Raw genomic sequence first — 24,204 nt, 5'->3', positions numbered from 1 at the left:
ATGTACCTCGACCGAGCATGGATGACGCGACGCCTCGACCGCTCAGTCCCGAAGAGCAACGAGGCGTGCTGGAGCGCATCGACACATGGCTGAGGGATGGACGCGGCGAGGCCTGGTATCTGCGAACGCTCTACCTGCTGTTGCTGGGTACCGGCATGCGGCCGGGCGAAGGACTGGCGCTTCGTTGGTGCGACATTGCCGAGGAGCAGTTCGACGGGACAACTCGGTCAGTGCTGTACATCGGAGCCACGATCAGGTGCAAGTCCGAAACCGGCCCGTACCGGAACCCGCACCGCAAGAGCGGGAACGAATACAGGGTGATACTTCCCGATTGGCTGACGGACGAACTGGCGAAGGAGAAGGCGCACGCCTCCCCCGCGTCGGAATATCTGCCTGTCCTTCAGGGCCCGCGGAGTACCACTGGATCATGGGTCAGCGTGTCCAACGCTCGCATCTCCGTCTACGCGATGCGGAGGGGAAGTCAGTTCGCCACGTTCCGGCTTTCGGACCTGCGCGACACGGTGGCCACTCACGTCGCCACGGTCACTGGGGATGACGAGCGGGCCAGCGCCCAACTCGGACACCTGGACGGGAACAAGTCGATGGCGCAACGTCACTACATTCACCAGGGCATTCGCCGCATGGTGGCGGTCGACAACGCGGACGTCCTGGAACTGCTGAACCCGTTCAAAATGGCACCAAAGTGGCACACCGGGGCCTAGTTCAGCAGTTCACAACCCGCTGAACTGCGGAAACGGTCAATCCTTCTTCATCATCTCGTAGACGCGCTTGCACTCCGGGCAGACCGGGGAGCCGGGCTTCGGGGAGCGGGTCACCGGGAAGACTTCGCCGCACAGGGCCACGACGTGGGTGCCCATGACGGCGCTCTCGGCGATCTTTTCCTTCTTCACGTAGTGGAAGAACTTGGGGGTGTCGTCGGAGGTCGTTTCGTCCGTGGTCGTGTCCGGACGTACCAGGGTGTCTGTGCTCACGCCCTCCATGATGCCACCAGGGCGTGTGCATCCGACGCGGTGTAGTGGAAGACTCGGGAGTATGCAGCGTGACGGCGACTCCCAGGCCGAGAGCGGTGGCGACCAGGTTCGCCCCGAATTCGAGTTTCGTCCTGCGGGGTCGATTCCCAAACCGGCGCGGCCGTCACAGGGGTTCTTCCGGGGCGAGAAGGATCATCCGGCGCTGATCACCGAGGCGCAGACCTCGCTCGAGCAGCAGCATCGGGATCGGGTGCGGCGGTACACGATGATTATGGCGTTCCGGATCCCGTGCCTGGTCGGGGCGGCCATCGCGTACAGCGTCTGGGGCAACTGGGTGATCTCGCTGCTGATCATCGGTGTCTCGGTGCCGCTGCCGTGGATCGCGGTGCTGATCGCCAACGACCGTCCGCCGCGTAGCAAGGACGAGCCCAGCCGGTGGGACGGTCGCTGGAATCAGACCGCGCTCGAATCAGGTCAGCACCGGGCCATCGACGGGTGAGGGCCGGCGGCGGATGCTGCCCGACAGCACCGCGGCGATCCCGCACAATCCACCGGCGATGAAGAATGCCAGCGCGTAGCTGCCCTGAATATCGCGAATCAGGCCCGCGCCGAAGGCCGCGAGCGCCGCGCCGACCTGGTGTGACGCGAACACCCAGCCGAAGGCGACCGGTCCGTCCGCGCCGAAGTGTTCCCGGCACAGGGCGACGGTGGGCGGCACGGTGGCGATCCAGTCCAGCCCGTAGAAGATGATGAACGCCCACATACTCGGCTCCACATCCGGAGCGAACAGGGTAGGCAGGATCATCAGCGAGAGCCCGCGCAGCGAGTAGTAGCCGATCAGCAGGTAGCGCGAATCGACGCGGTCGGTGAGCCAGCCCGAGGCGATGGTTCCGGCCACATCGAAAATGCCGACCAGCGCGAGCAATCCGGCCGCGGTGGTGGCGGGCATGCCGTGATCGTGGGCGGCGCTCACGAAATGCGTGCCGACGAGTCCGTTGGTGGACGCACCACAAATAGCGAAACCGCCTGCGAGCAGCCAGAATACGGGCTTGCGGGCAACCGAGGCGAGCACGGTCAGCGCCCGCGAGGCCCCACCCTGGACAGTCGTGCGCACACCGGCCTCGCTGCCCGGCTCCGCGCCGTAGGCCGTGACGCCGATATCGCTCGGAAAGTCCCGAATGAACAGCAGCACCAACGGAACCACGGCCAGGGCCGTGCCCGCCACGATCAACGCGGGCAGTCGCCAGCCGTGCTCGTGCGCGAGGCCCGCCACGAGCGGCAGAAAGATCAACTGCCCGGTCGCCCCCGCCGCCGTGAGCACCCCGGTGACCAGGCCGCGCTGCGCGACGAACCAGCGTCCGGTAATGGTCGCCACGAACGGCATCGACATGGATCCGACACCCACCCCGACCAGCAGTCCCCAGGTCGCCATGAGCTGCCACGCCTGCGTCATGAACACGGTGAGCCCGCTGCCCGCCGCGATCAGCACCAGCGCCGACGCCACCACCCGCCGGATCCCGAAGCGATCCATCAGCGCCGCCGCGAACGGCGAAATCAGCCCGTACAGCAGCACATTCACCGACACCGCCGCACCGATGGTGCCGTGCGACCACCCGAACTCCTCGTGCAACGGCTCCATGAGCACGCCGGGCACCGACCGGAACCCGGCGGCCCCGAGCAGCGCGATGAACCCCACGCCCGCCACGATCCAGGCGGGATGCGGGCCACGCCGCAGACGAGTCGACCCCTCGGGCACGCCGTCCGCCGGATCGATCATCGCGCCGATGTCCTGCGCGGATGCCGTTGTGCCCGGCGGATTCTCCGCGCCGCGGTCGATTCGAACTTCGCTCACCGCATGAGCGTGGCGGAACAGGGGCTGGCGATCGAGTGGCCTGAATGCCACAATGCGTCAATATCTGGCCAACAGTCATCCGGCCGTAGCGGTAGGGCGGCGGGGAACCGATATGGTCCGGTCGTCGACGTCGCAGGTGTTGCGGGACAGGGAGGATCCGGGATGACCACACCGCATCTGGTGGCAGTGCTCGCGGTCGAACCGGTGGTGGGCTTCGATCTCACGATTCCGTCGATGGTGCTCGGGTCGGCCGCGAACGCCGCCGGCGAACCGCTGTACGACGTGCGCATCTGTGGCCTGGGCACCACCGGGATCGAGGCCACCACGGGGTTCACGCTCATTCCGCATCACGGGCCGGAACTGCTCGCGCGGGCCGATACCGTGATCGTGCCCGGCACCCGGATCCCCGGCCCGCGCACGCAGGGTGTGCTGCCCGCGGATCTCGCCGCGGCGCTGCGCACCATCCGTCCGCAGGCGCGCATCGTGTCGATCTGCACGGGCGCGTTCGTCCTCGCCGCGGCGGGCATCCTGGACGGTCGCCGGGCCACCACGCACTGGTCCTTCGCCGATATGTTCCGCTCGCTGTATCCCCGTGTCCGGTTGGACGAGAATCTGTTGTTCGTCCAGGACGAGAATGTCTGGACCGCAGCGGGTCTCGCGGCGGGCATCGATCTGTGCCTGCATCTGATCCGCACCGATCACGGCAGCGCCGCCGCCAACCGTTCGGCCCGCTATTGCGTGGTGCCGCCGTGGCGCGAGGGCGGGCAATCGCAGTTCATCGACCGTCAGGTGCCCGAGCCCGGCGTCGAGGGCACCGCACCGACCCGGCTGTGGGCGCTACATCACCTCGATGCCGACCTGGATCTGAATTCCCTTGCCGCACACGCGTGTATGAGCGTGCGCACCTTCACCCGCCGCTTCAAGGCGGAAACCGGTATGGCTCCCGGCGCCTGGGTATTGCAACAGCGGGTGCGCCAGGCCCGTCATCTGCTGGAGGCCACGGATCTGGGCGTGGACGAGGTGGCGCGCAAGGCGGGCATGGGGACGGCCGCATCCCTGCGGCACCACATGCGCTCCGAGGTCGGAGTGTCACCACTGGCCTACCGCAAGACATTTCGGCGCGCCTAGCGTCGTACGATCGGCACCTGATGGGAGCAGCAGCATGACAGTTCGATGGCTCTGGGCCTTCCTCGACCGTCCCGCAGCGCATTTCGACGAATCGGCGCGGTTCTGGACGACCGTCACCGGCACCCGCCTGTCCCCCGCGCGCGGCACGAATTCCGAATTCGTCACGCTGCTACCGGATTCCGGTGCGCCGAGCGTGAAAATGCAGGCGGTGGCGAGTGATCCGCGCGTGCATCTGGATCTGGATGTCGATGATGTGGCCGCCGCGACCGAGCGGGCGGTCGAACTCGGTGCGACGCTCGTGCTGGAGAATCCGGACTATATGGTGCTGAAGTCCCCGCACGGCATGATCTTCTGCCACACTCCCGCGGGCCGGAACGGCGAGGATCGCCAATTACCGTCGCGGGTAACAGGTCCCGCCGGTGATCAGTCCCGGCTCGACCAGGTGTGCCTGGATATCGGCAATGACGCCTACGACGACGAGGTCCGCTTCTGGACCGAACTGACCGGATGGCACTGGGAGCCGGGCAGCCTGCCGGAATTCTCCCGGTTGACAGCGAGTCCGGCGCTTCCGCTGCGACTGCTGCTGCAGCGACTCGGCGAGAACCGGCCGACGTCGGCGCATATCGACGTGGCCTGCACCGACAGGGAGGCCACCGCCACCTGGCACGAGAAGCTGGGCGCGCATCTCATCGAACGGGAGCGCAACTGGATCGTCATGACGGACCCGGCCGGTCAGCCGTACTGCCTGACCGGCCGGGTTCCGGCCTGAATTCTGTTCAGTTCCAACCGGTCCGCGGCTCCGGCCGCGCGGCCGTCGTGGAGTTGGCCAGCGCCTCGAGATCGTCGAGGAACTTCTCGATGCTCTCCGACCGCGCCTGCGGGGAGCTGGCCTGTTCGCGCATCTTCTCCTCGGCGAGGGCCAGCATGGCGGCCGACAGATCGGCTTCCAGGTCGGCGATGAGCTGCCGGCGGAACTGCATGATCTGTGCGCGTCCCGCCTTGCGCACCCGCTCCACCTCTTCGGCCGCGGCGAGGCGCATCTGCTCGATGATGTGCTCGGCGTCGGCGCGGGCCTCCTCGCGCATCCGCTCCAGTTCGGCCTGCGCCTCCTTGACGGAGTCGTCGTACTTCTGCTTGGCGGCGAAGAGCCGGTCGGCGGCTCGTTCGTTGTCCTCCAGCTGCTTCTGGACGGTGCCCTGTGCCTTGGTCATGGCCTTCTTCACCGGGGGGAGAATGTACTTCCAGAAGAACCACACGATGACACCGAAACCGAAGAGCTGGCTGAAGAAGATGGGCCAGTCCCAGGTGATGTTGTAGATGCCCTCGGCGGCGAGCAGGCCGTTGGTACGAATCACGACGAGCCCTGTCCTCTCTGATGGCCGGCGCTTGTCCGGGTACGGCCGTTCTTGCCGAGCATGCGTCCGGCGAGATCGTGAGCGAGCGGTTCGACGGATTCACGTAGTTCGGCGGCGACCTGGTCGGCGTCGGCGCGCAGGTGCGCTGTCGTCTCGGCGACGATCTGATCGGCTTCCTGCTGGGCTTCGCCGCGCAGTTCGTCGAGAATCGCGCGGCCCTCGGCGCGTGCCTGGTTGCGGATCTCGGCCGCTTCCGTGCGGGCTTGCTCCAGCGCGGTGTTGTAGCGGGCCTCGGCCTCGGCGAAGATCTCCGCGGCCTCCTTGGCGGTCGCCGTGGTCTCGTTGACCCGCTTCTCGCGTTCCTCCAATACCTTTCGGATCGGAGGAACGACGAAGAACCAGATGACTCCGAGCACGATCATGAAGATCGCCAACTCGACGAAGAAGGTCGCATTGGGAATGAGGAAATTCTCCTGCGCGACCACATCTGTTCCGGGCGGCATATCGATTACTTACCGGGGGTGGCGAAGACGAACAGAGCCATGAACGCCAGGTTGATGAAGTAGGCCGCCTCGACCAGACCGACGGTCAGGAAGAAGTTGACGCGCAGCTTGCCTTCGGCCTCGGGCTGGCGGGCCACGCCGTTGATCAGGGCCGCACCGGCGAGACCGTCACCGATGCCGGCGCCGATGGCGCCACCCGCCATGATCAGGCCGCCACCGATCAGCGCGCCTTGGACGATGGTCGCAGTTTCCATTGTTCACTTCCTTATCGAGACGATTCGAAACGGATCGAGCCTGCCGTCAGTGCTTTTCGTGTTCCACCGACATCGACTGGCTGAAGTACAGAATGGTCAGCAGGGAGAAGATGAAGGCCTGGATGAGCCCGACGAACATGTCGAACAGCTTCCACACCGCATTCGGCCCCCAGCTGATCCAGAAGGGGAACAGGGTGATCACCGAGATCATCACCGTGCCGGCGAACATGTTGCCGAACAATCGCAACGACAGTGAAATCGGTTTGGCTACTTCCTCGATGACATTGATGAAGATCATCGGGCCCCAGCCGGTATGGCCTTTGAGCAATTGCTTGGCGTGGCCGCCCGCGCCGCGTCGCCACACACCGGCGAGTTGGTAGAAGACGAAGACGAACAGTGCCAGCGCGAAGACGAAGTTGACATCCGACGCGGGCGGTTTCACCAATTCACCGGCACCGTACTGCACCGGCAGTACCGACAGCCAATTGGACAGCAGGATATAGACGAACAGTGTCACCGCGAGCGGCAGGGCGAAGGGCGCGACCTTCATGCCGATGGCGCTCTCGACCTGATTGCGCATCTGTACCGTGACGGCCTCGAAGAACAACTGCACGCCGTTGGGCACGCCGGAGGTGATCTTCACGCGCAGGTAGAAGGCCAGCGCGAGCACGATGATCGCCGCCACCGCCGTGGAGACGATGGTGTCGACATTGAAGGTCATGCCCCACAGGTGGGCCTGCATGTATTCGCCGACATGGATTTTGGACTCTTCGGCGGCGAGCAGGCCGACGGGATCGCCCGCGTGGGCGATCGGTACCACGGAATAGCTCATGATTGCTGTCGAAGCCCTTTCAGCTCGGGCACAACGGTGTGGAGTACCAGCACGATCTGGAAGACGGCCAGCCCGAAGAAGATTCCGATCCCGTTGGGCCGGGTGAAGATGGCGACGAGGATGGCGAGCGCGGTGATGAGGACCAGTCGCGCCGCCGCGGACATGGCGAGCTTCTGCTTACTCGGAGTTTCCGCATCGGTTATTCGAACAATGGACAGCCAGGTGACTTGCGCGTTCAACCAGCCCAATCCCAGTCCGGCGCACATGAAAACACCCAGCAACAACCGATCCAGCGAACCCGTAGCCATCAAAGCCAATGCACCGAGCACGGCCGCAATTGCGCCCGTGCGACGCATCAACCGCTTGTTGACGTCCACCTACGACACCGCCTTGCCGTCGTCCACCTCGTAGTGGGCCTTAGTTGATCGGAGCATACACAGACCAACCTTCTTGTGGGGCAACAATTCTGATCTTCGAATTTTTGATCTTGAAAGGGAGGGAAACAGATTCGGCGATGTTTCAGCGACATTCTCCGGATGTCACTGCCGCACAACTATTTACCTTCACCTTACCAAGTCGTTGCACTTACTTACAGGTACTATCGAGAATCGTCGCCGATTCCAGGCATGCGAAATATATGTCTCCACATATACGAAATGGTCGGTTCTTTGCTAATTGGTCGCCGGTCCCCCGGCGGCCACGCCCGGCTCCCCCCGGCCAACCGGGGGGCCGCGTCGGGATGCGGTGAGGTTGCGGTGGCAGAGTTCTCTGTCATGCCGACGAACCAGACGACCGCCTCGTCCCTGCTCGCCGACCTCGCCCCCGACCTACGGGCGGCGCTCACCCGTGTCGGATACGACGCCGACACCCTGCTCGACGCCCTGGGCGACGAGGCCCACGCCGCCCTCGGCCGCTCCGAACCGGTACCGGTGCGCCGCGCCGCCCGCGACGCCGGTGACCTCGGCACCCTGATCCGCCTGCTACTTCTCGGCGATCCGATGCCCGCCCGCGAGGTGGCCGCGGCCCTGGCCCCGCTGGACCTGGACCGCGCGGTCGCGGCCGGCCTGCTCGAGCGCGACGGCGACGAGGTCCGCGCCGCCCTCGACCTGCGGCCGCTCGATCTCGGCCACGGCACCCGCTGGGTGCTCTCCGATCTCGACGACTCCATGCGACGCCGCGCCCTCGACACCGACCACGTGCTCGGCGTCGGCCAGGCCTCCCTGTCCCTGCTGCGCGCCACCCCGACCGAAAAGACCGGCACCGTCCTGGATCTCGGCACCGGCTGCGGCGTCCAGGCGGTGCACGCCGCCTCCTACGGCAGCACGATCACCGGCACCGATCTCAACGCCCGCGCACTCTGGCTGGCCGAGGCCACGGCCGCGCTCAACGGGCTGGATATCGAACTGCTGCAAGGCTCCTGGTTCGAGCCGGTGGCGGGTCGCCGTTTCGATCGGATCGTCGCCAATCCCCCGTTCGTGGTGGGCCCGGCCCGCGTCGAGCACACCTACCGCGACTCCGGCCTGGCCCTGGACGGCGCGAGTGAACTCGTGATCTCGCGCGCGCCCGGTCTTTTGAATCCGGGCGGCACCGCCGCCATGCTCGCCTCCTGGGTGCATATAGAAGGACAGGACTGGCGCACCCGCGTCGCGAGCTGGCTGCCCGACCACGGCGTGGACGCCTGGATCGTGCAGCGCGATATCGCCGATCCCGCCCTCTATGTCGGAACCTGGCTGCGCGACGCCGGATTGGATCCGCGCGAGCCCGAGGCGCAGGCGCGGGCCGAACGCTGGCTGGACGCCTTCGACGCCGCCGAGGTCGAGGGCATCGGGTTCGGATTCGTCTATCTCCGCGATATCGACGGTCCCACCGAACTGCTCGCCGAGGACCTCACCCACGGTTTCGACGATCCGCTGGGCGACGAGGCCACCCGCTACTTCGAGCGTTCGGCCTGGCTGCGCGCCGTGGCCGCGGACAACGACATCGCCCTGTCGGCCCGCTACACCGTGCACCCGGCCACCGCACTCGAACGCGTCTACCTGCCGGGCCCGGACGGCTGGGAGCAGCGCGTGGCCCGGCTGCACCGCGGTGACGGCCCGCGCTGGCAGCACGAGGTGGACGATTCCATCGCCGCCCTGCTCGCCGGTATGCGCCCGGACGGCCTGCCGCTGCGCGAACTCGTCGAACTCCTCGCCTTCGGTGAGACCGGTGACGCCGCCACCCCTGAATTCGAGGCCGCCGCCCTGACCGTCGTGGCCGGGCTGGTCCGGCACGGACTGATCACTCCCGCATAACGTTTCCGCCCGCCGGATCGGGGAACCCCCTGCCCCGGAAACCCGAGTCCACTCCCAGAGGCCGCCGAGCATCCTGCCCGGCGGCCTTTTCCATGCTCCGACCGGGTGATCTGTATCACAACACGAGATTGCATCGCTCGCGTGTGGGGAATGCCGATGACCTGCGCATCGTTGCATCGGGCACGTGAAGGACGACGGCCGGGCAGGGCCCATTGACATGTATTTCATTGCCGCACTCCACAGTTCGAGATCAGCGATGGCTACCGACCGGAAACCGACGACCACCACCGCACGGCACGCGTTCCCGACAACGCGCCCTTCTCAGGAACTTCTCAGACGTGCACCGTAAAAACCGCAGCTCAGAACCGGTTTATGACGGCCATGCCGGGGAACTTTCCTGATGTCGGGTCCGTTGAACGGAGCGAGACACCACCGACAGGAGGCAAGTCATGACAAGCCCCGCCACCACTGACGTGCGCACCAGCGAACAGGACCTCGACGCCCAGAGCCCCGCCGCCGACCTGGTACGCGTGTACCTGAACGGGATCGGCAAGACGGCGCTGCTCACGGCCGCCGACGAGGTCGAGCTGGCCAAGCGCATCGAGGCGGGCCTCTACGCGCAGCACCTGCTGGAGACGAGCAAACGTCTGTCCGCGGCCAAGAAGAAGGATCTCGCGATCCTGGTCCGCGAAGGTCAGGCGGCCCGCCAGCATCTGCTGGAAGCCAATCTCCGCCTCGTGGTCTCGCTGGCCAAGCGCTACACCGGACGCGGCATGCCGCTGCTGGATCTCATCCAGGAGGGCAACCTCGGGCTCATCCGCGCGATGGAGAAGTTCGACTACACCAAGGGCTTCAAGTTCTCGACGTACGCCACCTGGTGGATCCGTCAGGCCATCACCCGCGGCATGGCCGACCAGTCCCGCACCATCCGCCTGCCCGTCCACCTGGTCGAACAGGTGAACAAGCTGGCCCGCATCAAGCGCGAACTGCATCAGCAGCTCGGCCGCGAGGCCACCGACGCGGAACTGGCCCGCGAGTCCGGCATTCCGGTGGAGAAGATCGCCGATCTGCTCGACCACAGCCGCGACCCGGTATCGCTGGATATGCCGGTCGGCAATGACGAAGAGGCCCCGCTCGGCGATTTCATCGAGGACTCCGAGGCCACCTCGGCCGAGTCCGCGGTCATCGCCGGACTGCTGCACCGCGACGTCCGCGTCGTGCTGGCCACCCTCGACGAGCGCGAACAGCAGGTCATCCGCCTGCGCTACGGCCTCGACGACGGCCAGCCGCGCACCCTCGACCAGATCGGCAAGCTCTTCGGTCTCTCCCGCGAGCGCGTCCGCCAGATCGAGCGCGAGGTCATGTCCAAGCTCCGCAAGGGCGAGCGCGCCGACCGCCTGCGCGCCTACGCGAGCTGATTCACACGTCCGGCCGCCCGGTCCCTCATCCCGGGTCGGCCGGTCACCCTCGTCGGGCCGTCTTCGAGGCGCCGGCCTGATGCACGCCGGTTGGTTCCACTTTCCGTACGTCCCCCTCCGGGAAGTGTGAGCCGACCGGCGTTCCGCTGTTCTCCCCCACTCGGATCAGGCGGAGGGCGAGCGCGGGCTCCAGCCCGGTGGCGGGTCTTCACCGACCCGGCCGTCCACCGCCTCGCGCAGCAGATCGGCGTGGCCGGTGTGGCGGCCGTACTCCTCGATGAGATCGCAGACCAGGCGGCGCAGGCTGACCCGGCTGCCGTCGGGCCAGGCGAGGTGGACGAGCTGATCCAGGCCGCCGTCGGCCAGAGCCGAATCCAGTGTGGCCCTGGATCGTTCGATCGTCGTATCCCAGAGCCCGTAGAGCTGGGCGGGTGTGTCCGCGGCCGCCGAGCTGAAATCCCAGTCGGGGTCGGCGTCCCAGTCCGCGGTATTCCAGGGCGGGCCGAGCGGGCTGCCGCTGAATTTGGGGCCGAAGCATTCGTCCTCGACACGGGCCAGATGTTTGAGCAGGCCGCCGAGGGTCAGCGCGGAGGCCCCGACGCGCGCTCGCAACCCGGTGGCGTCCAGGTCGTCGGCCTTCCAGCGGAAGGTGGTGCGCAGCCGCTCGAGTGCGCCGACCAGGTGTTCAGTCTCGGTTCCGGCGAGCGGTGGTTCCCACGGGCAGTCGTCGTCGGCCATGTGGACAGCGTACGAGCCCGGCCCGCCGACGGCCGGTCGACGGCGATAGGACAGTATGGATGTGCGGTGCCCTGTGCCGCGCCGTTCCGATTGTGTTCCGAGATCTGCATCCACTACCCAGGAGGACGAAGATCCGTGGTGACAATCCGGCAGTACCAACGTCTTACGCTCACCGCGGCCGCCGTCGCGGCGGTGGGTTCGGCCCTGGTCGTGGCCGCCGCCCCCGCGTTCGCCGCGAACGCCATCGACGTCACCGGTATCGGCCCGACCAATGTCGGAGTCGACTACAGCTGTGACGCCTCGGCCGGCGCGACCGCCATCAAGGTGATGGTGGGCGCTCCCGACGCCGAGAGCCCGTCGGCCACCGGCGCACAGCACGCCATCGTCTGCGACGGCACCAACCGCACCGCCGTCATCATGCTCGAGGGCGCGGGCGGCGCGAGTTCGCCGCTGTCGGCCGGTCAGACGGTGCAGGTGCGGGTGGCGCTGGTGGACGGTGCCGACAATGTCGTCTCCGGCCAGAACAAGGTGGTCTCGCTGGGCTAGCGGCCCGGTGCGGTGACGAACGCCCGCAACAGCTTTCCGGTGCTGTCGGGGTCCTCGAGCATGGGCGTATGGCCGGTGGCGAGGATTTCGATGCGTACCCCCGGGATCCGCCGGTAATCCTCGGCCGAGGACACCGGCCAGCGTTCGTCGTCGGCGCCGAAGATCACCAGGGTGGGCAGGCCGAGTTCGGCGAGGCGGTCCGGGGCGGGGCGTTCGCGCAGGAACGCCGTGGAGGCGTCGGAGGTCGCGGTCAGGCTGCGATAGGTCATGCCCCGGATATCGGCCAGTATCGGATCGGGTATCGGTATGTCGCGGGCGAAGGCGGTGCTCAGCCCGCGGCGCAGCGTGCTGTCGGTGCGCAACCGCCAGAGCAGTTGCCCGGCAACGGGTGTCGTCAGCAGGCGCGCGACCGCGCTGTCGCCCGCGAAGGCGTCCGCTCGCGGTCCGGTGTCGATCAGCGTGATCGCCGTGACCAGGTCCCGGCGCTGCTCGGCCAGCGACGTGGCGATCAGGCCGCCGGTGGAATGCCCGATCACCGTCGCTCGCCGGATGCCGAGGTGATCGAGCACCGCGCCGACCCGGCGAGCCTGCTCGGCCGTGCCGTATCCGGTGGCGGGTTTGGCTGATCCGCCGTGCCCGAGCAGGTCCACCCGTATCACGTAGAAGTCCCGCAGTGCGGGCAGGACCGGATCCCACCAGTCCGTCGAGCCGGCCAGGCCGTGGAGCAGGACGACCGCGGATTCGCCTGGTACACCGCTGCTTTCGAGATGGATGTCGCCGCCGGCGAGGCGTACGATCCGCGCCCCTGTCGCCCCGACTGTCTCCCGCGAGACCAGCACGGCATTGCCGGCCGCGAGGACGAGCAGCAGGGTCACGACTGCCAGCGCGATCCGCCGGAGCCGGTGCTTCCCGCGTGCGGGACGGCGGGGCCTCGGTCCGGTGTCGGGGTTCGAGGGAATGGTCTTCTCGCTCATGGCTTCTCCTTCAGCCGATCGACCTGGCCCCCACCCTCTCTTGCAGCGGCATGGGCGGTCTTGAATAAATGTCCGTGCCACCGCCGGGTGCGCATAATCGAAGGGTGCGAACACCGAACCCCACCGCCGGGTGGGAGATCGCGCGGCCCGCGCGGCCGAGTGCGCCGGGCGCGATCGCCATGGCCGGGTTCCGGATTCGCGGCGACGGCCTGTCGGAATTGCGCGCCATCCCGCATCCGGCCGTGACGATCGTGGTCGACTTCGGGGAGCGGCCGCTGACCGTCTCCGAGGCGGGCGGCGGCAGCCGGTCGGGCAGTCTCGTTGTGGGGCTGGGCTTTCGAGAGTTACGGGTACGCGCCGACCTCCTCGAGGCGGTGCAGGTCCGGTTGTCCCCGCTCGCCGCGCGCGAGGTGCTCGGCGTCCCGCTGGCCGAGCTGGGCGGGAATGTCATTGCGCTGGAAGATCTGTGGGCTCGCGACGCCGGTCGGCTCCGTGAGCGGCTGCACGACGCGCACACCTGGCAGGACCGCTTCGACCTGATCGATTCCGCGCTGTCCCAGCGACTCCGGGCGCGGCGCTCGATCGAACCGGAGGTGGCGTGGGTCTGGCAGCAGATCATGGCCAGCCACGGCCTGGCTCGGATCACGGACCTCGCCGAGCGCACCGGGCGCAGCCGCCAGCAGCTGTGGTCACGCTTCGGACGGCAGATCGGCCTGTCGCCGAAACGCGCCGCGATGCTGGTGCGTTTCGATCACGCCATCCATCGGCTCGCCGACGGCCACCCGCCCGCGCGGGTTGCGGCCGTCACCGGCTACGCCGACCAGGCGCATCTGCATCGCGATATCCGCGCTTTCACCGGCGCGACTCCCGCCGCCGCGGCCGCGGAACCCTGGCTGGCGGCCGATGACACGGCCTGGCCGACCCGAATGGTCACCGGAGTGCGGTGACCGCCTGACACTCCGCGGGCGCGGGCAGTTCACCCCTGGAGAAGCGCTGCGGTGTGACGCCCATGAGCGATCGGAAGTCGGCGGTCATGTGGGATTGATCGAAATAGCCTGTGGTGGTGGCGATATCGGACCAGGGAGTATTGCCTGCGGCGGCGAGGACCTGGCGGACCCGGGCGATGCGGGCATAGTGCTTGGGTGAGACGCCGATGCCCGCGGTGAACAGGTTGCGCAGCTGACGTTCGCTGACGGCCAGTTCGGTGGCCAGATCACCCACGGAGGCAGTGCCTTTCGCCATCGCGGCCGTCGCGGCGGTCAGGAGCCGCTGATGGTCGTCCCGCATACCGTCGTCGCCGATCCGCCGCGGCAGCCGCGATTCCAGGAACGACACCAGCTCGGCGGGATCGAGTTCGGCCAACCGGTCCGCGAATCCGCCTGCCACACCGGGCATGTCGGACAGGCGCAGTATCCGATCGGTGAGCGCACCGGCTGTGACTCCGAGTAGCGGTAGCGCGGCTCCGGGGGCCAATCGCAGCCGCACACAGCCTGCCGGAGCCTCGGTGCGCGCGTACGCCGCCCGTGTCCGAGGCCCCAGGACCAGCGCGTCACGCCGGCCGGACTGCTCGGTGCGCAGCACCAGTGTGGTCACCGCCTCGGGCACATGCGCGACGGGTGCGGCAAGTGCGGAAGCAGTGGGAATGTAACCGATCTCGGTGAACCACGGCCGCAAAGCCGCCGAGGGCGTCACCGCCTGTTCGAGGCGCTCCACGAGCAGGGCGGGCAGGCGACCGTGCTGCAGCCCCGGGCCGCGCGCCTCGGTATCCGAGCGATCCGGTGACACCCCCTCGGCGGCGACCACGCGCGGCCGACGGCCCGGACGCCCTGCGCCCCGCGCGGCGGCCGGGCCGCGTGAGCCGATGCCTGGCCGTTCCGGGTCTGCTACGGCGTGGCGCATTGAGATCGGCGTGGCGGTCACATGATCGACTCTAGGTGTTGCGGTGTCGGCGGACTGTGCCGGTTTTTCCTATAGCGGACAGGGTTCGCCGCGACATCGTGATGAGCATGATCGTGATCACGGGTGCCACGGGCACCATCGGGAGTGAAGTGGTTCGGCTGTTGGCGGCGCGCGGGGTGCCCGTGCGGGCGGTGACGCGGGATCCGGAACGGGCTCGAATGCCCGCGGGGGTCGAGGTGGTGCGGGGCGACTACACGGATACCGCGTCCATGGCGGCGGCTTTCGCGGGTGCGGAGGCGGCGTTCCTGGTCGGGCTGCTCGGGCCGGAGTTCATCGAGCTGGATCAGGCGCTGGTGGCCGCCGCGCTCGCCGCCGCGCTGGGCCGCCCCCTGGAGGTCTTCGACGTCCCGGAGGATCTCGCGCGCGAGCACATGCTCGCCGCCGGAATGTCAGCGGAGTTCGCCGACGGCTCGCTCGCCGGGCAGGCGTATGTGCGGGCGGGCCGCAATGCCGTGGTCACCGGGGATGTACGGCAGGTGCTCGGCCGCCCGGCCCGCACCTACGCCGACTGGGTGCGCGATCACCTCGCGCTGTTCGCCCAACAGTCTTAGTCGGCGCCGCACGCGGCGACCGGGCGGTCGAGCATTGCCGCTTGGCCGCCGCCCAGGATGGCCCGGGACCGCCAACGGGCCATCAGGGCTACATGCAACCATCGGTTGCGCATCACGCGGAGGTGGGCTAGCGTGAAGTGCAACCAAACGTTGCACATGGAGGACATCATGACCGGTACCGAATTCGGCAGCATCGAGCGGGAGATCTACGTCGACGCCGCACCCGAGGTGGTCTTCGAAGTGGTGAGCAAGCCCGAGCACATCTCCGAGTGGTGGACCGACGACGCCTCGTTCACCGTAAGGCCCGGCGCGACAGGCGAATTCGTCTGGGGCGACCGGGTCGACGTCGTCGCCATGTCGGTGGTGGAGGTGGATCCGCCGCGCCGCTTCTCCTTCCGCTGGTGCTACGCCGGCGGGGCGGTATCCGACGACGACGCCTCGATGCTCGTCACCATCGATCTCGTTCCAGCGGGCGAGGGCACCACCATCCGGCTCGTGGAGACCGGGTTTCGCGAAATGGGCTGGGAGGCCGCGAAACTGGAGGAGGTCTACAACGATCACGTCTCCGGCTGGGACACCTTCATCCCGCGCCTCGGCGACTATGTCGCACGGCTGGTCGCCACGCGATGAACACCGCTGTCGACGACGATCTCTGGTCGGCAGTGGGCGACCCGACCCGGCGTCGCATGCTCGACCTGCTGCTGGCCGAGGGCGGCGGCACCGCCACCAGCCTCAGCACGCACCTGCCCGTGACCAGGCAGGCCATCGCGAAACATCTCGGCGTGCTGGACCGCGTCGGACTGGTGCACGCCACCCCGGCCGGACGCGAGAAGAGGTATCTCGTGGATGAGGCCCAGCTCGCCCGCGCCGTCGCCCAGCTCGCCGCGGTGGGCTCGGCCTGGGACGCCCGGCTCCAGCGCATCAAACGGCTGGCGGAGTCCATTCAGCGCAGCCGCACCCAGCAGACACCCCGGCCCGAAAAGTGATCGGGCACAAGAAGAAAGGCAAGACCATGGTGGACATACTGCATCGCGTCGGCATCGAATCCGATCCGGGAAAGGTCTATTCGGCCCTCACCACCCTCGACGGACTGACCGGATGGTGGACCGCCGACTCCACCGGCACCGGCGACGAGATCGACGGGATACTCCAATTCCGCTTCGCCGCAGGTGGATTCGATATGAAGGTCAGGGAACTGGAGCCGGAGAAGGGAGTGCGCTGGCAGGTCGTCGACGGCCCCGAGGAGTGGATCGGCACCTATGTCGACTTCCGGCTCACCCAGAAGGACGACTACACCATCGTGCTGTTCCGGCACGAGGGCTGGCGCGAGCCGGTCGAGTTCATGCACCACTGCAGCACCAAGTGGGGCAGCTACCTGATGAGTATGAAAGCGCTGGTGGAAACAGGGAAGGGCGCCGCACACCCGAACGACGTCCGAATCGACGACTGGGACTGACCACCGGCCCGCACGCCCCCGGCATCTGGCGGGGGCGTGCCGCGCGTTCCGGGCTAGCCCGAGTTCCGCAGGGCCGTGGCCAGACCGTTCATGGTGAGCAGGATGCCGCGCTCCACCAATTCGGAGTCGTCCCCGGCCCGGCGGCGGCGCAGCAGCTCCACCTGGAGCTGGTTGATGGGTTCCAGGTACGGGAACCGGTTGTGAATGGACTCCGCGAGCGCCTTGTTGTCGGCGAGCAGTTCCTCGGTGCCGGTGATGGCCGCGTACATGCGCGTGGTCCGGGAGAACTCGTCGCAGATCATGCCGAATACGGTGGCCCGCAAGGTCTCGTCCTCGACCAGGCCCGCGTAGGCGGCGGCGATATCCATATCCGCCTTGGCCATCACCTGCGCCAGATTGGACATGACCGTCTGGAAGAACGGCCAGCGCCGATACAGATCCGAGAGCGTGGCCAGGCGCTGCGGGTCGTCGCCGATCCACTGTTCGAAGGCGGTGCCGGTGCCGTACCAGCCGGGCAGCATGACCCGGGACTGGCTCCAGGCCATCACCCACGGGATGGCCCGCAGATCCGAGACGGAGTTGGTGGGCTTGCGCGAGGCCGGGCGGCTGCCCAGATTGAGGTCGGCGACCTCGGCGATGGGTGTGGAGGCACGGAAATAGTCCACGAATCCCGGGGTTTCGTGGACCAGTCGCGAATACGCCTGCCGCGCGAGCTCGGCCAGTTCGTCGAGCACCTCGTAGGCGGGTTCGGCGTCCTCGCCGAGGCCCTCCACGTCCAGCAGCGTGGATTCCAGGGTGCCCGCGACGAGCGCTTCCAGATTGCGGTAGGCGGTGCCCGGGTCGGCGTACTTGGTGGAGATCACCTCACCCTGCTCGGTCAGCCGCAGCGAGCCGTGCACCGCTCCGGCGGGCTGGGCCAGGATGGCGTCGTAGCTGCGGCCGCCGCCGCGACCGACGGTCCCGCCGCGACCGTGGAAGAGCCGCAACCGGATTCCGGTCTTGTCGGCCACCTCCACGAGGTCCAGTTCGGCGCGGTAGAGCGCCCAGTTGGCGGCCAGATACCCGCCGTCCTTGTTGGAGTCGGAGTAGCCGAGCATGACCTCCTGCTGCATGCCGCGCGCCGCCACCAGCCGGTGGTAGGCGGGGACTTCCAGTGCGGCGGACAGGATTTCGGCTCCGTGACGGAGGTCCTCGATGGTTTCGAAGAGCGGCACCACGCCGACCGGGCTGGACGGAGCCGTGTCGGCGTCGCCCGGGTCGAGAATGCCCGCCTCCTTCACCAGCAGTGCGGCTTCGAGCATATCGCTGACCGAGGTACACATGCTGATGATGTAGTTGGGCACGGTGTCGGGCCCCAGATCATCGAGTGCGGCCTTGGCCGAGCGCACCACGCCGAGCTCTTTGGTGGCAAGCTCACTGAGCTTCGCATTCGGCCCGACGAGCGGACGGCGGGTGGTCAATTCGGCCGCCAGCAGTTCCACCCGCTGGTCTTCGTCGAGCGACGCGTAATCGGAATGCACTCCGGCCCAGGCGAACAGCTCAGCTACCACCTGCTCGTGCATCTCCGAGTTCTGGCGCATGTCCAGGCCCTGGAGATGGAATCCGAAGGTCTCCACCGCGCCGCGCAGGGCGGCGAGCTGATCGTCGGCGAGCAGACCGTCGCCGGAGGCGCGCATGGAGGCATCGACCACCTTCAGATCCGCCAGCAATTCGTCCGGCCCCGCATAGGGTTGCGCGCCGACATCGATTCCGTCGGACGGGATTTCGCCCAGCGACCGGCGCGCCGAGGCGGTCAGCCGGGCACGGATGCCGCGAATGGCCCGCCGGTACGGCTCATCCGCGCGCTGCGGTGAATCGTCGAATCCGGCGTCGGCCAGGGCCGCCAGTTCTGGCGTCACCGGCACCAGCCGCGCCGACTGGGCCAGCGATTTCTCCAGCTCCACAAGCGTTTTCGAATACCGTTCGAAGGCGAGCGACCCGGCGCGATGGGTGGCCCGGTGCACCACCTCGGCGGTGACGAACGGATTCCCGTCCCGGTCGCCGCCGATCCAGGAGCCGGGCCGCAGGATCGGCCGCGCCAGCAGTTCGTGTCCGGGCCAGCGCGCCCGCAGCGCCGCCCGCACCTGATCGTTGATGCGCGGGATCACATCGAAGAGCGTCAGATCGTAATACCGCAGCCCCACTTCGATCTCGTCCTGAATGCGCAAGCGCGCCAAGCGAATCAGCGCGGCCCGCCACAGCGCCAGCACCTGCCGCCGGATATCGGTCTCGATCTGCGCGAATTCGGGTTCGGTCTCGTCGTAGCGCTGTCGCCGCCGCATCAGTTCGGTGATGCGCGCCTGCACGTCGAAAATCGTGCGCCGCCGCGTCTCGGTCGGATGGGCGGTGATGACCGGCGACACCAGCGCATCGCCCAGCAGCGTCGCCACCACATCCCCATCCGGTCCCACCGCGTCCAGCTTCCGGTAGGTGGCCGCCAGACTGGAATCCTGCGGCGCCTCCCCCGCCGCCACGTGCACGGCCCGACGCCGATCGCGCTGCAGATCCTCCGCCAGATTGGCCAGCAGCAGGAAGTGACTGAACGCCCGGATCACCGGAATCGCGGTCCGAATGTCCACCTCACGCAGCATGTCGGCCACGGCACTGCGATCCACCTCCGACCGCCGCACCTTGAACGCCTCGATTCGCACCCGCTCGATGAGGTCGAAGACATCGGCCCCTTCATGATCGCGAATGGTGTCCCCGAGGATGCCGCCCAGAAACCGGATATCGTCGCGCAACGGCGCGGTAGCAGCTCCGATCTGATCTTCCCGCATGGAAGCAATTCTGCCCCCACCCGGCACAACGCGCTCACCTACCCTTCCTCCACCCGTACGCGCACGCCGATATCGCCCCCGGCCCGCGCCGCGTTCCCCTCAGAACGGGGTGGTCGGCAGCTCCCAGACTCGGATTTCCTCGATCAGGAACGTGGAACTGGCGCCGGGGTCCACCAGCCACGACCACGCCAGCACACCCACGTTCCCGACGGGCAGCCTCGGGACCATATCGAAATACCGCAGGTGATGGCCGTCGACGCTCACGATCAATTCGACGCCTTCGGGCTGGTCACGGCATGAACCGCCGATCCAGATCCGCTCATCCAGCAGCTTCTTGTCCTCGATGTTCCGGCCGGGCAGTTCGTCCTGTGCGGCCAGCACGACCAGCCTCGGATCAACCGGCTGCTCGATCGAGATTCCCCACAGCCCCGAACTGTCCACGCCCAAGCTGTAGCGAGGATCCGTATCCGCAGATTCGCCCCTGCACCACAGCCCGATGCCCCCGAGCCCTGATTCCATCCGGACCAGCGCTTCCACACAGGAGCTCGGCAATGCCGGGACGGGCGCCCGAGCCCCGTAGACGTGGGTGCCGGACACCGCGGTCAAACGGTATGCGCCGGACGCGTACTCGGCTTGGCCGCTTCGGTGCGGCCAGCCCGAGCTCACATCTGTGAAGGTGTCTTCGAAGACCACCCGGCCACCGCGATTCGAGCAGAACGAGGATCCGGACTCCGGCTGGGGAGCACCGGATCCGGACTCGTCTCTGGTCACCTGCCACAGGACGACAGCAACCACGATTACCAGCGCAGCGGCCGCAGTGAGCCATACTCGCCGATGCGTGGGCCGACCCGGTCGCTGTGCGGGGTCGCCGCCTTCGGCGGCCGGATTCGGCTCGGTGGCAACGGGTGTGGCCGATTCGTCGTTGTCGCCGCTGTCGCCCAGCGCATCTCGGATCTGGAGGTAACGCTGCCGCCAGACGCGGCGGTCCCCACCGTCGGAGGGCGGCTCGGCGCCGGCGCGTTCGATGAGTCGCAGGCAGGTGTCGATGAAGATCTCGAATGTCTCCCACCGGGGCATGGTCGAGTTGTCGGGGTTGGTGATATTGCCGATGGTGGCCTTGCTGACGCCGCCCCGCGCGCCGGGCCCCTTGGCGGATTCCCGCGCGATCACCTCGAGCGAATCGACCTGTGTGGTCCAGCGAAGTTCGCGCAGTTGCGTTTTGAGAACGCGCAATTCGTCCAGTGGATCGGCCATGGGATCCTCCCTGGTCGCATTGTGACGAATTCCGTCCAAAGTTGTCCAGAATATCCGGTTACCAGCGCGGGCCGCGTGACTCTTGATCGGCATTACTTGCGAGAGAACGGAGTACGAGCATGAGCACGATCCGCACACGACTGGGCATCGCCACCGCCGCGCTGGCAGTGGCCGGCGCGCTGACACCGCTCGCCGCCCCCGCACAGGCCGCACGGGGCGACTGCCCATGGCCGTATGTGTGCACCTACAACGGCGGCGGCGTGAAAACGGGGGCGTGGCAGGACGTTACGAGCGGCTGGCAGTGGATGAGCGCGCGGACCGGGTCGGTCTACAACAGCCGCCACGATGACGTCGTCTATCTGCTGGACACCAATGGCACCGTCGGCTGCGTCGAGCCCGGCAGGACCGGCGATCTCCCGACGCCGGTCGTCGGCCTGCGAATCTCCTGGGAGGCACGGTGTTTCGGCTGATGGTTCAGGCCATGCGGCGGGGGCCGATGTCGAAGCGGCTGGGTTCGGGGCCGATTCGGACGCGGCCGTAGAGGACGGCGGCGCCGTCCGGGGAGGCCAGGACCGGTTCGCAGAGCAGTTCGCGGACTTCGGGGAGGTCGTCGCAGAGGGCCGAGATGCGCTGGGCTACTTCGGCCAGGGCGGTGCGGTCGACGGGTTTGCCGATGTCTCGGCCACGGACGGTGCCCGAGAGGAGGGGGGCGGCTCGGGGGGCGTCGATGAGTTCGGCGGATTCGTCCTCGGTCAGGGGCAGGGCGCGGTAGACGCGGTCGCCGAGGAGGTCGATGATGGTGCCGGAGAGACCGAAGCTGATGACCGAGCCGAACGAGGGGTCGTCTTGGACACGGAACATGCAGCCGACGCCCTTGGTGGCCATGCGCTGGATGTGGACCGGATTGCCGGAGATTTCCGACAGGTCGGTGAAGGCTCGGCGGACGGCGTCGGGACGCCACAGGTCCAGGCGGACCCCGGTGAGGTCGGGGCGGTTGCGCCAGATTTCGCCGGTGGCCTTGGCCGCGACCGGGTAGCCGAGGTGCTCCGCGGCGTCGACAGCGGCGTCGGCGTCGTGGACCTCGCGGAATTCCACCACGCGAATTCCGTAGCAGCCCAGTAGTTCCGCGGCCTGGAGGTCGGTGAGCCAGTGGGCGGGGTCGTCGGTCATCCACTCGGCGACCAGTTCCCGGGCGCGGGCGGTGTCGACGCCGTCGGGGCGGGCGACCGGGGAGATGGGGCGGGTGCGCCAGTCGGCGTAGCGGCGCACTCGTGCCAGGGCGCGGGCGGCACGTTCCGGATCACCGAAGGCGGGGATGGAGCCGCGTTCCAGAATGCCGCCCGGACCACGCGTGGCCAGCAGGTTGGGCATGCCTTGGTCGGCGACGAACGTGGTGAGAACCGGTGTGTCCGGGTCGGATTGGGCGCCGGCGCGAATGGCCTCGGCGAAGGAGGCCACCGCGATCGACACCGGCGGCGAGTAGATGACGATGACGGCGTCCACCTCGGGGTCGGTGACCGCCGCGGCCACCGCCGTCAGGTAGTCGGCCGGACCCGCCTGCGGACCGAGGTCGATGGGTTCGGTGACCTCGAGCCCCTCGCCGCGCGCCGCGTCCACGGCCAGCCAGCTCAGCGCCGCACTGTTGCCGATGACCGCCAGCCTGCGCCCGGACGGCAGCGGCTGATAGGCCAGCAGCATGGCGCAGTCGAACAGCTCGGTGATGGAGTCGACCTGGATGATGCCGGCCTGCGCGAACAGATTGCGCACCAGTGAGCGATCCAGGTCGGCCTCGCCCTCCATGCGCATGGCATTGCGGCCACTGTTCACGGCCACAATGGGTTTCGTGCGCGCCACCCGGCGGGCGATTCGGGAGAACTTGCGCGGATTGCCGAAGGTCTCCAGGTAGAGCAGCACCACGTCGGTGTCGGCGTCGCCGTCCCAGTACTGCAGCAGGTCGTTGCCGGAGACGTCGGCGCGGTTACCGGCCGAGACGAAGGTGGACAGGCCGAGCTGCCTGGCCGCCGCCTCGCCGAGGATGGCCGCGCCCAGAGGTCCGGATTGGCAGAAGAATCCGATGCGCCCGCGGCCGGGCAGTACCGGCGCGAGGGTGGCGTTGAGGGCGACGGCCGGATCGGTGTTGGCGATACCGAGCGCGCTCGGGCCCACCACCCGCATACCGTGGGCGCGGGCGGCGTCGACCAGTTCCCGTTCGGCGGCGTGGCCGCGCGGCCCGGTTTCGGAGAACCCGGCCGTGAGCACCACCAAACCCTTGACGCCCTTGGCCATACAGTCGTCGAGCACGGAGCCGATCTCGGTGGCGGGCACGGCGACGACGGCCAGATCGACCTCGTCGGGGATATCGCGCACGGTCGCGTAGGCGCGCACCCCGCGCACCGCGCTGCGATTGCGGTTGACCGGGAACACCGGCCCCTGGAATCCGCTCGACAGCAGGTTGGCCAGCACCGCGCCGCCCACCCGGGAGGTCGAGGGCGTCGCGCCGATGACGGCCACGGATTTCGGCGTCAGCAGATTTCCCACGCTGCGGGCCTCGGACGCGCGCTCGCGCGAATCCCGCACGGATAGTAGGGCTTCGGTCGGGTCGATCGCGAACTCGAGGTGCAGCACCGACCCGTCGCGACTGCGCTGCACCTGGTATCCGGCGTCGCGGAACACCTGCACCATGGCGTTGTTCTCGGCCAGCACCTCGGCGACGAAGGTTTCGATACCGTTCTCGGCCGCCGCACCCGCGAGATGTTCCAGCAGAATCGAACCCAGCCCTCGGCCCTGATGCCCGTCGGCGACCACGAACGCCACCTCGGCGGCACGCGGCCCCTGCCGATCGGACAGGAACTCGTACCGGCCGACCCCGATGATGTCGTCGCTGAGCTCGATGACCAGACCGACCCGGTCGTGATAGTCGACATGGGTTGTGCGGTACAGGTCTTTGGGCGTCATGCGCGGATACGGCCCGAAGTAACGCAGGTATCGGGTGCGGTCCGACAGTGCCGCGTGGAAACGCTCCATACCCGCCGCGTCCTCGGGCGTGATGGGCCGCAGCCGCACCACACCGCCGTCGGAGGCCAGCACATCGGCGAACCAGTGCTCCGGCGGAGGCGGCGGCACCGCGGGCGTTCCGGGTGTGTCGGGCGGCAACAGCGGTGCGTCCGCAGCGGTTCCGGCGAACTCCGGGGCTCCGGCGGACGCGGGCGTTCCGGCAGCGGGGGTCGCGGGCGCGGCGGGGGTTGTGGGCGGGTTCGTCCCTCCGGGATCCGATCCATTGCCCTG

At 68.0% G+C, this 24,204-nt stretch carries 26 protein-coding genes; 13 read left to right on the top strand and 13 right to left on the bottom strand.

Features of this window, described 5'->3' with window-relative positions; genetic code table 11:
• Window positions 1-722: site-specific integrase (locus tag JK358_RS37850; protein ID WP_232852574.1), on the top strand; the 722-nt coding region annotated here is incomplete at its 5' end.
• Window positions 723-758: 36 nt separating this feature from the next.
• Here JK358_RS37850 and JK358_RS37845 read toward each other — a convergent pair.
• Window positions 759-992, bottom strand: coding sequence for a DUF3039 domain-containing protein (locus JK358_RS37845; RefSeq protein WP_201958445.1), 234 nt, complete (start codon window positions 990-992; stop codon window positions 759-761).
• A gap of 61 nt (window positions 993-1,053) precedes the next feature.
• Here JK358_RS37845 and JK358_RS37840 point away from each other — a divergent pair, with 61 nt between their 5' ends.
• On the top strand, window positions 1,054-1,491 hold the full coding sequence (locus JK358_RS37840) for a DUF3099 domain-containing protein (RefSeq protein WP_201958443.1): 438 nt from the start codon (window positions 1,054-1,056) through the stop codon (window positions 1,489-1,491).
• Here the strand turns inward: JK358_RS37840 and JK358_RS37835 are convergent.
• The gene (locus JK358_RS37835) at window positions 1,462-2,769 is read right to left on the bottom strand and encodes an MFS transporter (protein WP_201958464.1); all 1,308 of its coding nucleotides are present in this window, start codon (window positions 2,767-2,769) and stop codon (window positions 1,462-1,464) included. The genes JK358_RS37840 and JK358_RS37835 overlap by 30 nt on opposite strands.
• Window positions 2,770-3,006: 237 nt before the next feature.
• Here JK358_RS37835 and JK358_RS37830 point away from each other — a divergent pair, with 237 nt between their 5' ends.
• The gene (locus JK358_RS37830) at window positions 3,007-3,972 is read left to right on the top strand and encodes a GlxA family transcriptional regulator (protein ID WP_201958441.1); all 966 of its coding nucleotides are present in this window, start codon (window positions 3,007-3,009) and stop codon (window positions 3,970-3,972) included.
• Window positions 3,973-4,006: 34 nt separating this feature from the next.
• Entirely contained in the window at window positions 4,007-4,741 is a 735-nt protein-coding gene (locus JK358_RS37825) for a VOC family protein (protein ID WP_201958439.1), read from the top strand.
• A gap of 7 nt (window positions 4,742-4,748) precedes the next feature.
• Here JK358_RS37825 and JK358_RS37820 read toward each other — a convergent pair whose 3' ends face one another.
• The 5 genes from JK358_RS37820 to JK358_RS37800 all read right to left on the bottom strand — a co-directional run bounded on the left by JK358_RS37820 (window position 4,749) and on the right by JK358_RS37800 (window position 7,293).
• On the bottom strand, window positions 4,749-5,327 hold the full coding sequence (locus JK358_RS37820; RefSeq protein ID WP_201958437.1) for a F0F1 ATP synthase subunit B family protein: 579 nt from the start codon (window positions 5,325-5,327) through the stop codon (window positions 4,749-4,751).
• A complete protein-coding gene (locus tag JK358_RS37815; RefSeq protein ID WP_201958434.1) occupies window positions 5,324-5,830 on the bottom strand; it encodes a F0F1 ATP synthase subunit B in 507 nt (168 codons plus the stop codon). Before JK358_RS37815 ends, JK358_RS37820 begins: the two co-directional genes overlap by 4 nt.
• Window positions 5,831-5,835: 5 nt before the next feature.
• The gene (locus JK358_RS37810) at window positions 5,836-6,084 is read right to left on the bottom strand and encodes a F0F1 ATP synthase subunit C (protein ID WP_181580628.1); all 249 of its coding nucleotides are present in this window, start codon (window positions 6,082-6,084) and stop codon (window positions 5,836-5,838) included.
• Between the two features lie 46 nt (window positions 6,085-6,130).
• On the bottom strand, window positions 6,131-6,826 hold the full coding sequence (gene atpB / locus JK358_RS37805; protein WP_372440810.1) for a F0F1 ATP synthase subunit A: 696 nt from the start codon (window positions 6,824-6,826) through the stop codon (window positions 6,131-6,133).
• An 86-nt stretch (window positions 6,827-6,912) separates the two neighbouring features.
• Entirely contained in the window at window positions 6,913-7,293 is a 381-nt protein-coding gene (locus tag JK358_RS37800) for an ATP synthase subunit I (RefSeq protein WP_307817923.1), read from the bottom strand.
• A gap of 396 nt (window positions 7,294-7,689) precedes the next feature.
• Here JK358_RS37800 and JK358_RS37795 point away from each other — a divergent pair, with 396 nt between their 5' ends.
• Both JK358_RS37795 and JK358_RS37790 read left to right on the top strand, forming a co-directional pair.
• Window positions 7,690-9,207, top strand: coding sequence for a DUF7782 domain-containing protein (locus JK358_RS37795; protein WP_201958430.1), 1,518 nt, complete (start codon window positions 7,690-7,692; stop codon window positions 9,205-9,207).
• 449 nt (window positions 9,208-9,656) lie between these two features.
• Window positions 9,657-10,625, top strand: coding sequence for a sigma-70 family RNA polymerase sigma factor (locus tag JK358_RS37790; protein ID WP_201958428.1), 969 nt, complete (start codon window positions 9,657-9,659; stop codon window positions 10,623-10,625).
• Between the two features lie 165 nt (window positions 10,626-10,790).
• On the opposite strand, the gene JK358_RS37785 is transcribed toward JK358_RS37790, so the two are convergent.
• Window positions 10,791-11,363, bottom strand: coding sequence for a mycothiol transferase (locus JK358_RS37785; protein WP_201958426.1), 573 nt, complete (start codon window positions 11,361-11,363; stop codon window positions 10,791-10,793).
• Between the two features lie 135 nt (window positions 11,364-11,498).
• On the opposite strand from JK358_RS37785, the gene JK358_RS37780 reads away from it, so the two are divergent.
• Window positions 11,499-11,909 (top strand): hypothetical protein, encoded by a 411-nt coding sequence (locus JK358_RS37780; RefSeq protein WP_201958424.1) that lies wholly within the window; start codon window positions 11,499-11,501, stop codon window positions 11,907-11,909.
• Here the strand turns inward: JK358_RS37780 and JK358_RS37775 are convergent.
• Window positions 11,906-12,883 carry an alpha/beta fold hydrolase gene (locus tag JK358_RS37775; protein WP_201958422.1) on the bottom strand — a complete coding sequence of 326 codons (978 nt, stop codon included), beginning with the start codon at window positions 12,881-12,883 and terminating at the stop codon, window positions 11,906-11,908. The genes JK358_RS37780 and JK358_RS37775 overlap by 4 nt on opposite strands.
• Window positions 12,884-12,987: 104 nt before the next feature.
• Here JK358_RS37775 and JK358_RS40565 point away from each other — a divergent pair, with 104 nt between their 5' ends.
• Complete coding sequence (locus JK358_RS40565) at window positions 12,988-13,830, top strand: AraC family transcriptional regulator (RefSeq protein ID WP_307817922.1); 843 nt, start codon at window positions 12,988-12,990, stop codon at window positions 13,828-13,830.
• On the opposite strand, the gene JK358_RS40560 is transcribed toward JK358_RS40565, so the two are convergent.
• Window positions 13,814-14,803 carry a helix-turn-helix domain-containing protein gene (locus JK358_RS40560; protein ID WP_201958418.1) on the bottom strand — a complete coding sequence of 330 codons (990 nt, stop codon included), beginning with the start codon at window positions 14,801-14,803 and terminating at the stop codon, window positions 13,814-13,816. The genes JK358_RS40565 and JK358_RS40560 overlap by 17 nt on opposite strands.
• Before the next feature lie 86 nt (window positions 14,804-14,889).
• Here JK358_RS40560 and JK358_RS37760 point away from each other — a divergent pair, with 86 nt between their 5' ends.
• The 4 genes from JK358_RS37760 (at window position 14,890) to JK358_RS37745 (ending at window position 16,849) form a co-directional block, all read left to right on the top strand.
• A complete protein-coding gene (locus JK358_RS37760; protein ID WP_201958416.1) occupies window positions 14,890-15,393 on the top strand; it encodes an NAD(P)H-binding protein in 504 nt (167 codons plus the stop codon).
• Between the two features lie 168 nt (window positions 15,394-15,561).
• A complete protein-coding gene (locus tag JK358_RS37755) occupies window positions 15,562-16,023 on the top strand; it encodes an SRPBCC domain-containing protein (protein ID WP_201958407.1) in 462 nt (153 codons plus the stop codon).
• Entirely contained in the window at window positions 16,020-16,379 is a 360-nt protein-coding gene (locus tag JK358_RS37750) for an ArsR/SmtB family transcription factor (protein ID WP_201958400.1), read from the top strand. The genes JK358_RS37755 and JK358_RS37750 overlap by 4 nt, the downstream gene beginning before the upstream one ends.
• A gap of 26 nt (window positions 16,380-16,405) precedes the next feature.
• A complete protein-coding gene (locus JK358_RS37745) occupies window positions 16,406-16,849 on the top strand; it encodes an SRPBCC family protein (protein ID WP_201958398.1) in 444 nt (147 codons plus the stop codon).
• A gap of 53 nt (window positions 16,850-16,902) precedes the next feature.
• Here the strand turns inward: JK358_RS37745 and ppc are convergent, their stop codons facing one another.
• Both ppc and JK358_RS37735 read right to left on the bottom strand, forming a co-directional pair.
• Window positions 16,903-19,665 carry a phosphoenolpyruvate carboxylase gene (gene ppc, locus JK358_RS37740; RefSeq protein WP_201958396.1) on the bottom strand — a complete coding sequence of 921 codons (2,763 nt, stop codon included), beginning with the start codon at window positions 19,663-19,665 and terminating at the stop codon, window positions 16,903-16,905.
• Window positions 19,666-19,764: 99 nt separating this feature from the next.
• Window positions 19,765-20,919 carry a hypothetical protein gene (locus JK358_RS37735; RefSeq protein ID WP_201958394.1) on the bottom strand — a complete coding sequence of 385 codons (1,155 nt, stop codon included), beginning with the start codon at window positions 20,917-20,919 and terminating at the stop codon, window positions 19,765-19,767.
• A 119-nt stretch (window positions 20,920-21,038) separates the two neighbouring features.
• Between JK358_RS37735 and JK358_RS37730 the strand changes: the two genes are divergently transcribed.
• On the top strand, window positions 21,039-21,389 hold the full coding sequence (locus tag JK358_RS37730) for a hypothetical protein (protein WP_201958392.1): 351 nt from the start codon (window positions 21,039-21,041) through the stop codon (window positions 21,387-21,389).
• A 4-nt stretch (window positions 21,390-21,393) separates the two neighbouring features.
• On the opposite strand, the gene JK358_RS37725 is transcribed toward JK358_RS37730, so the two are convergent.
• Window positions 21,394-24,072 carry a bifunctional acetate--CoA ligase family protein/GNAT family N-acetyltransferase gene (locus tag JK358_RS37725; protein ID WP_372440809.1) on the bottom strand — a complete coding sequence of 893 codons (2,679 nt, stop codon included), beginning with the start codon at window positions 24,070-24,072 and terminating at the stop codon, window positions 21,394-21,396.
• Between the last annotated feature and the right edge of the window lie 132 nt (window positions 24,073-24,204).

This window comes from Nocardia acididurans (assembly GCF_016741815.1).
Taxonomy (GTDB): Bacteria; Actinomycetota; Actinomycetes; order Mycobacteriales; family Mycobacteriaceae; genus Nocardia; species Nocardia acididurans.
The sequence above is the reverse complement of the archived record's forward strand: the minus strand, read 5'-3'. Positions and strand labels throughout refer to the sequence as shown.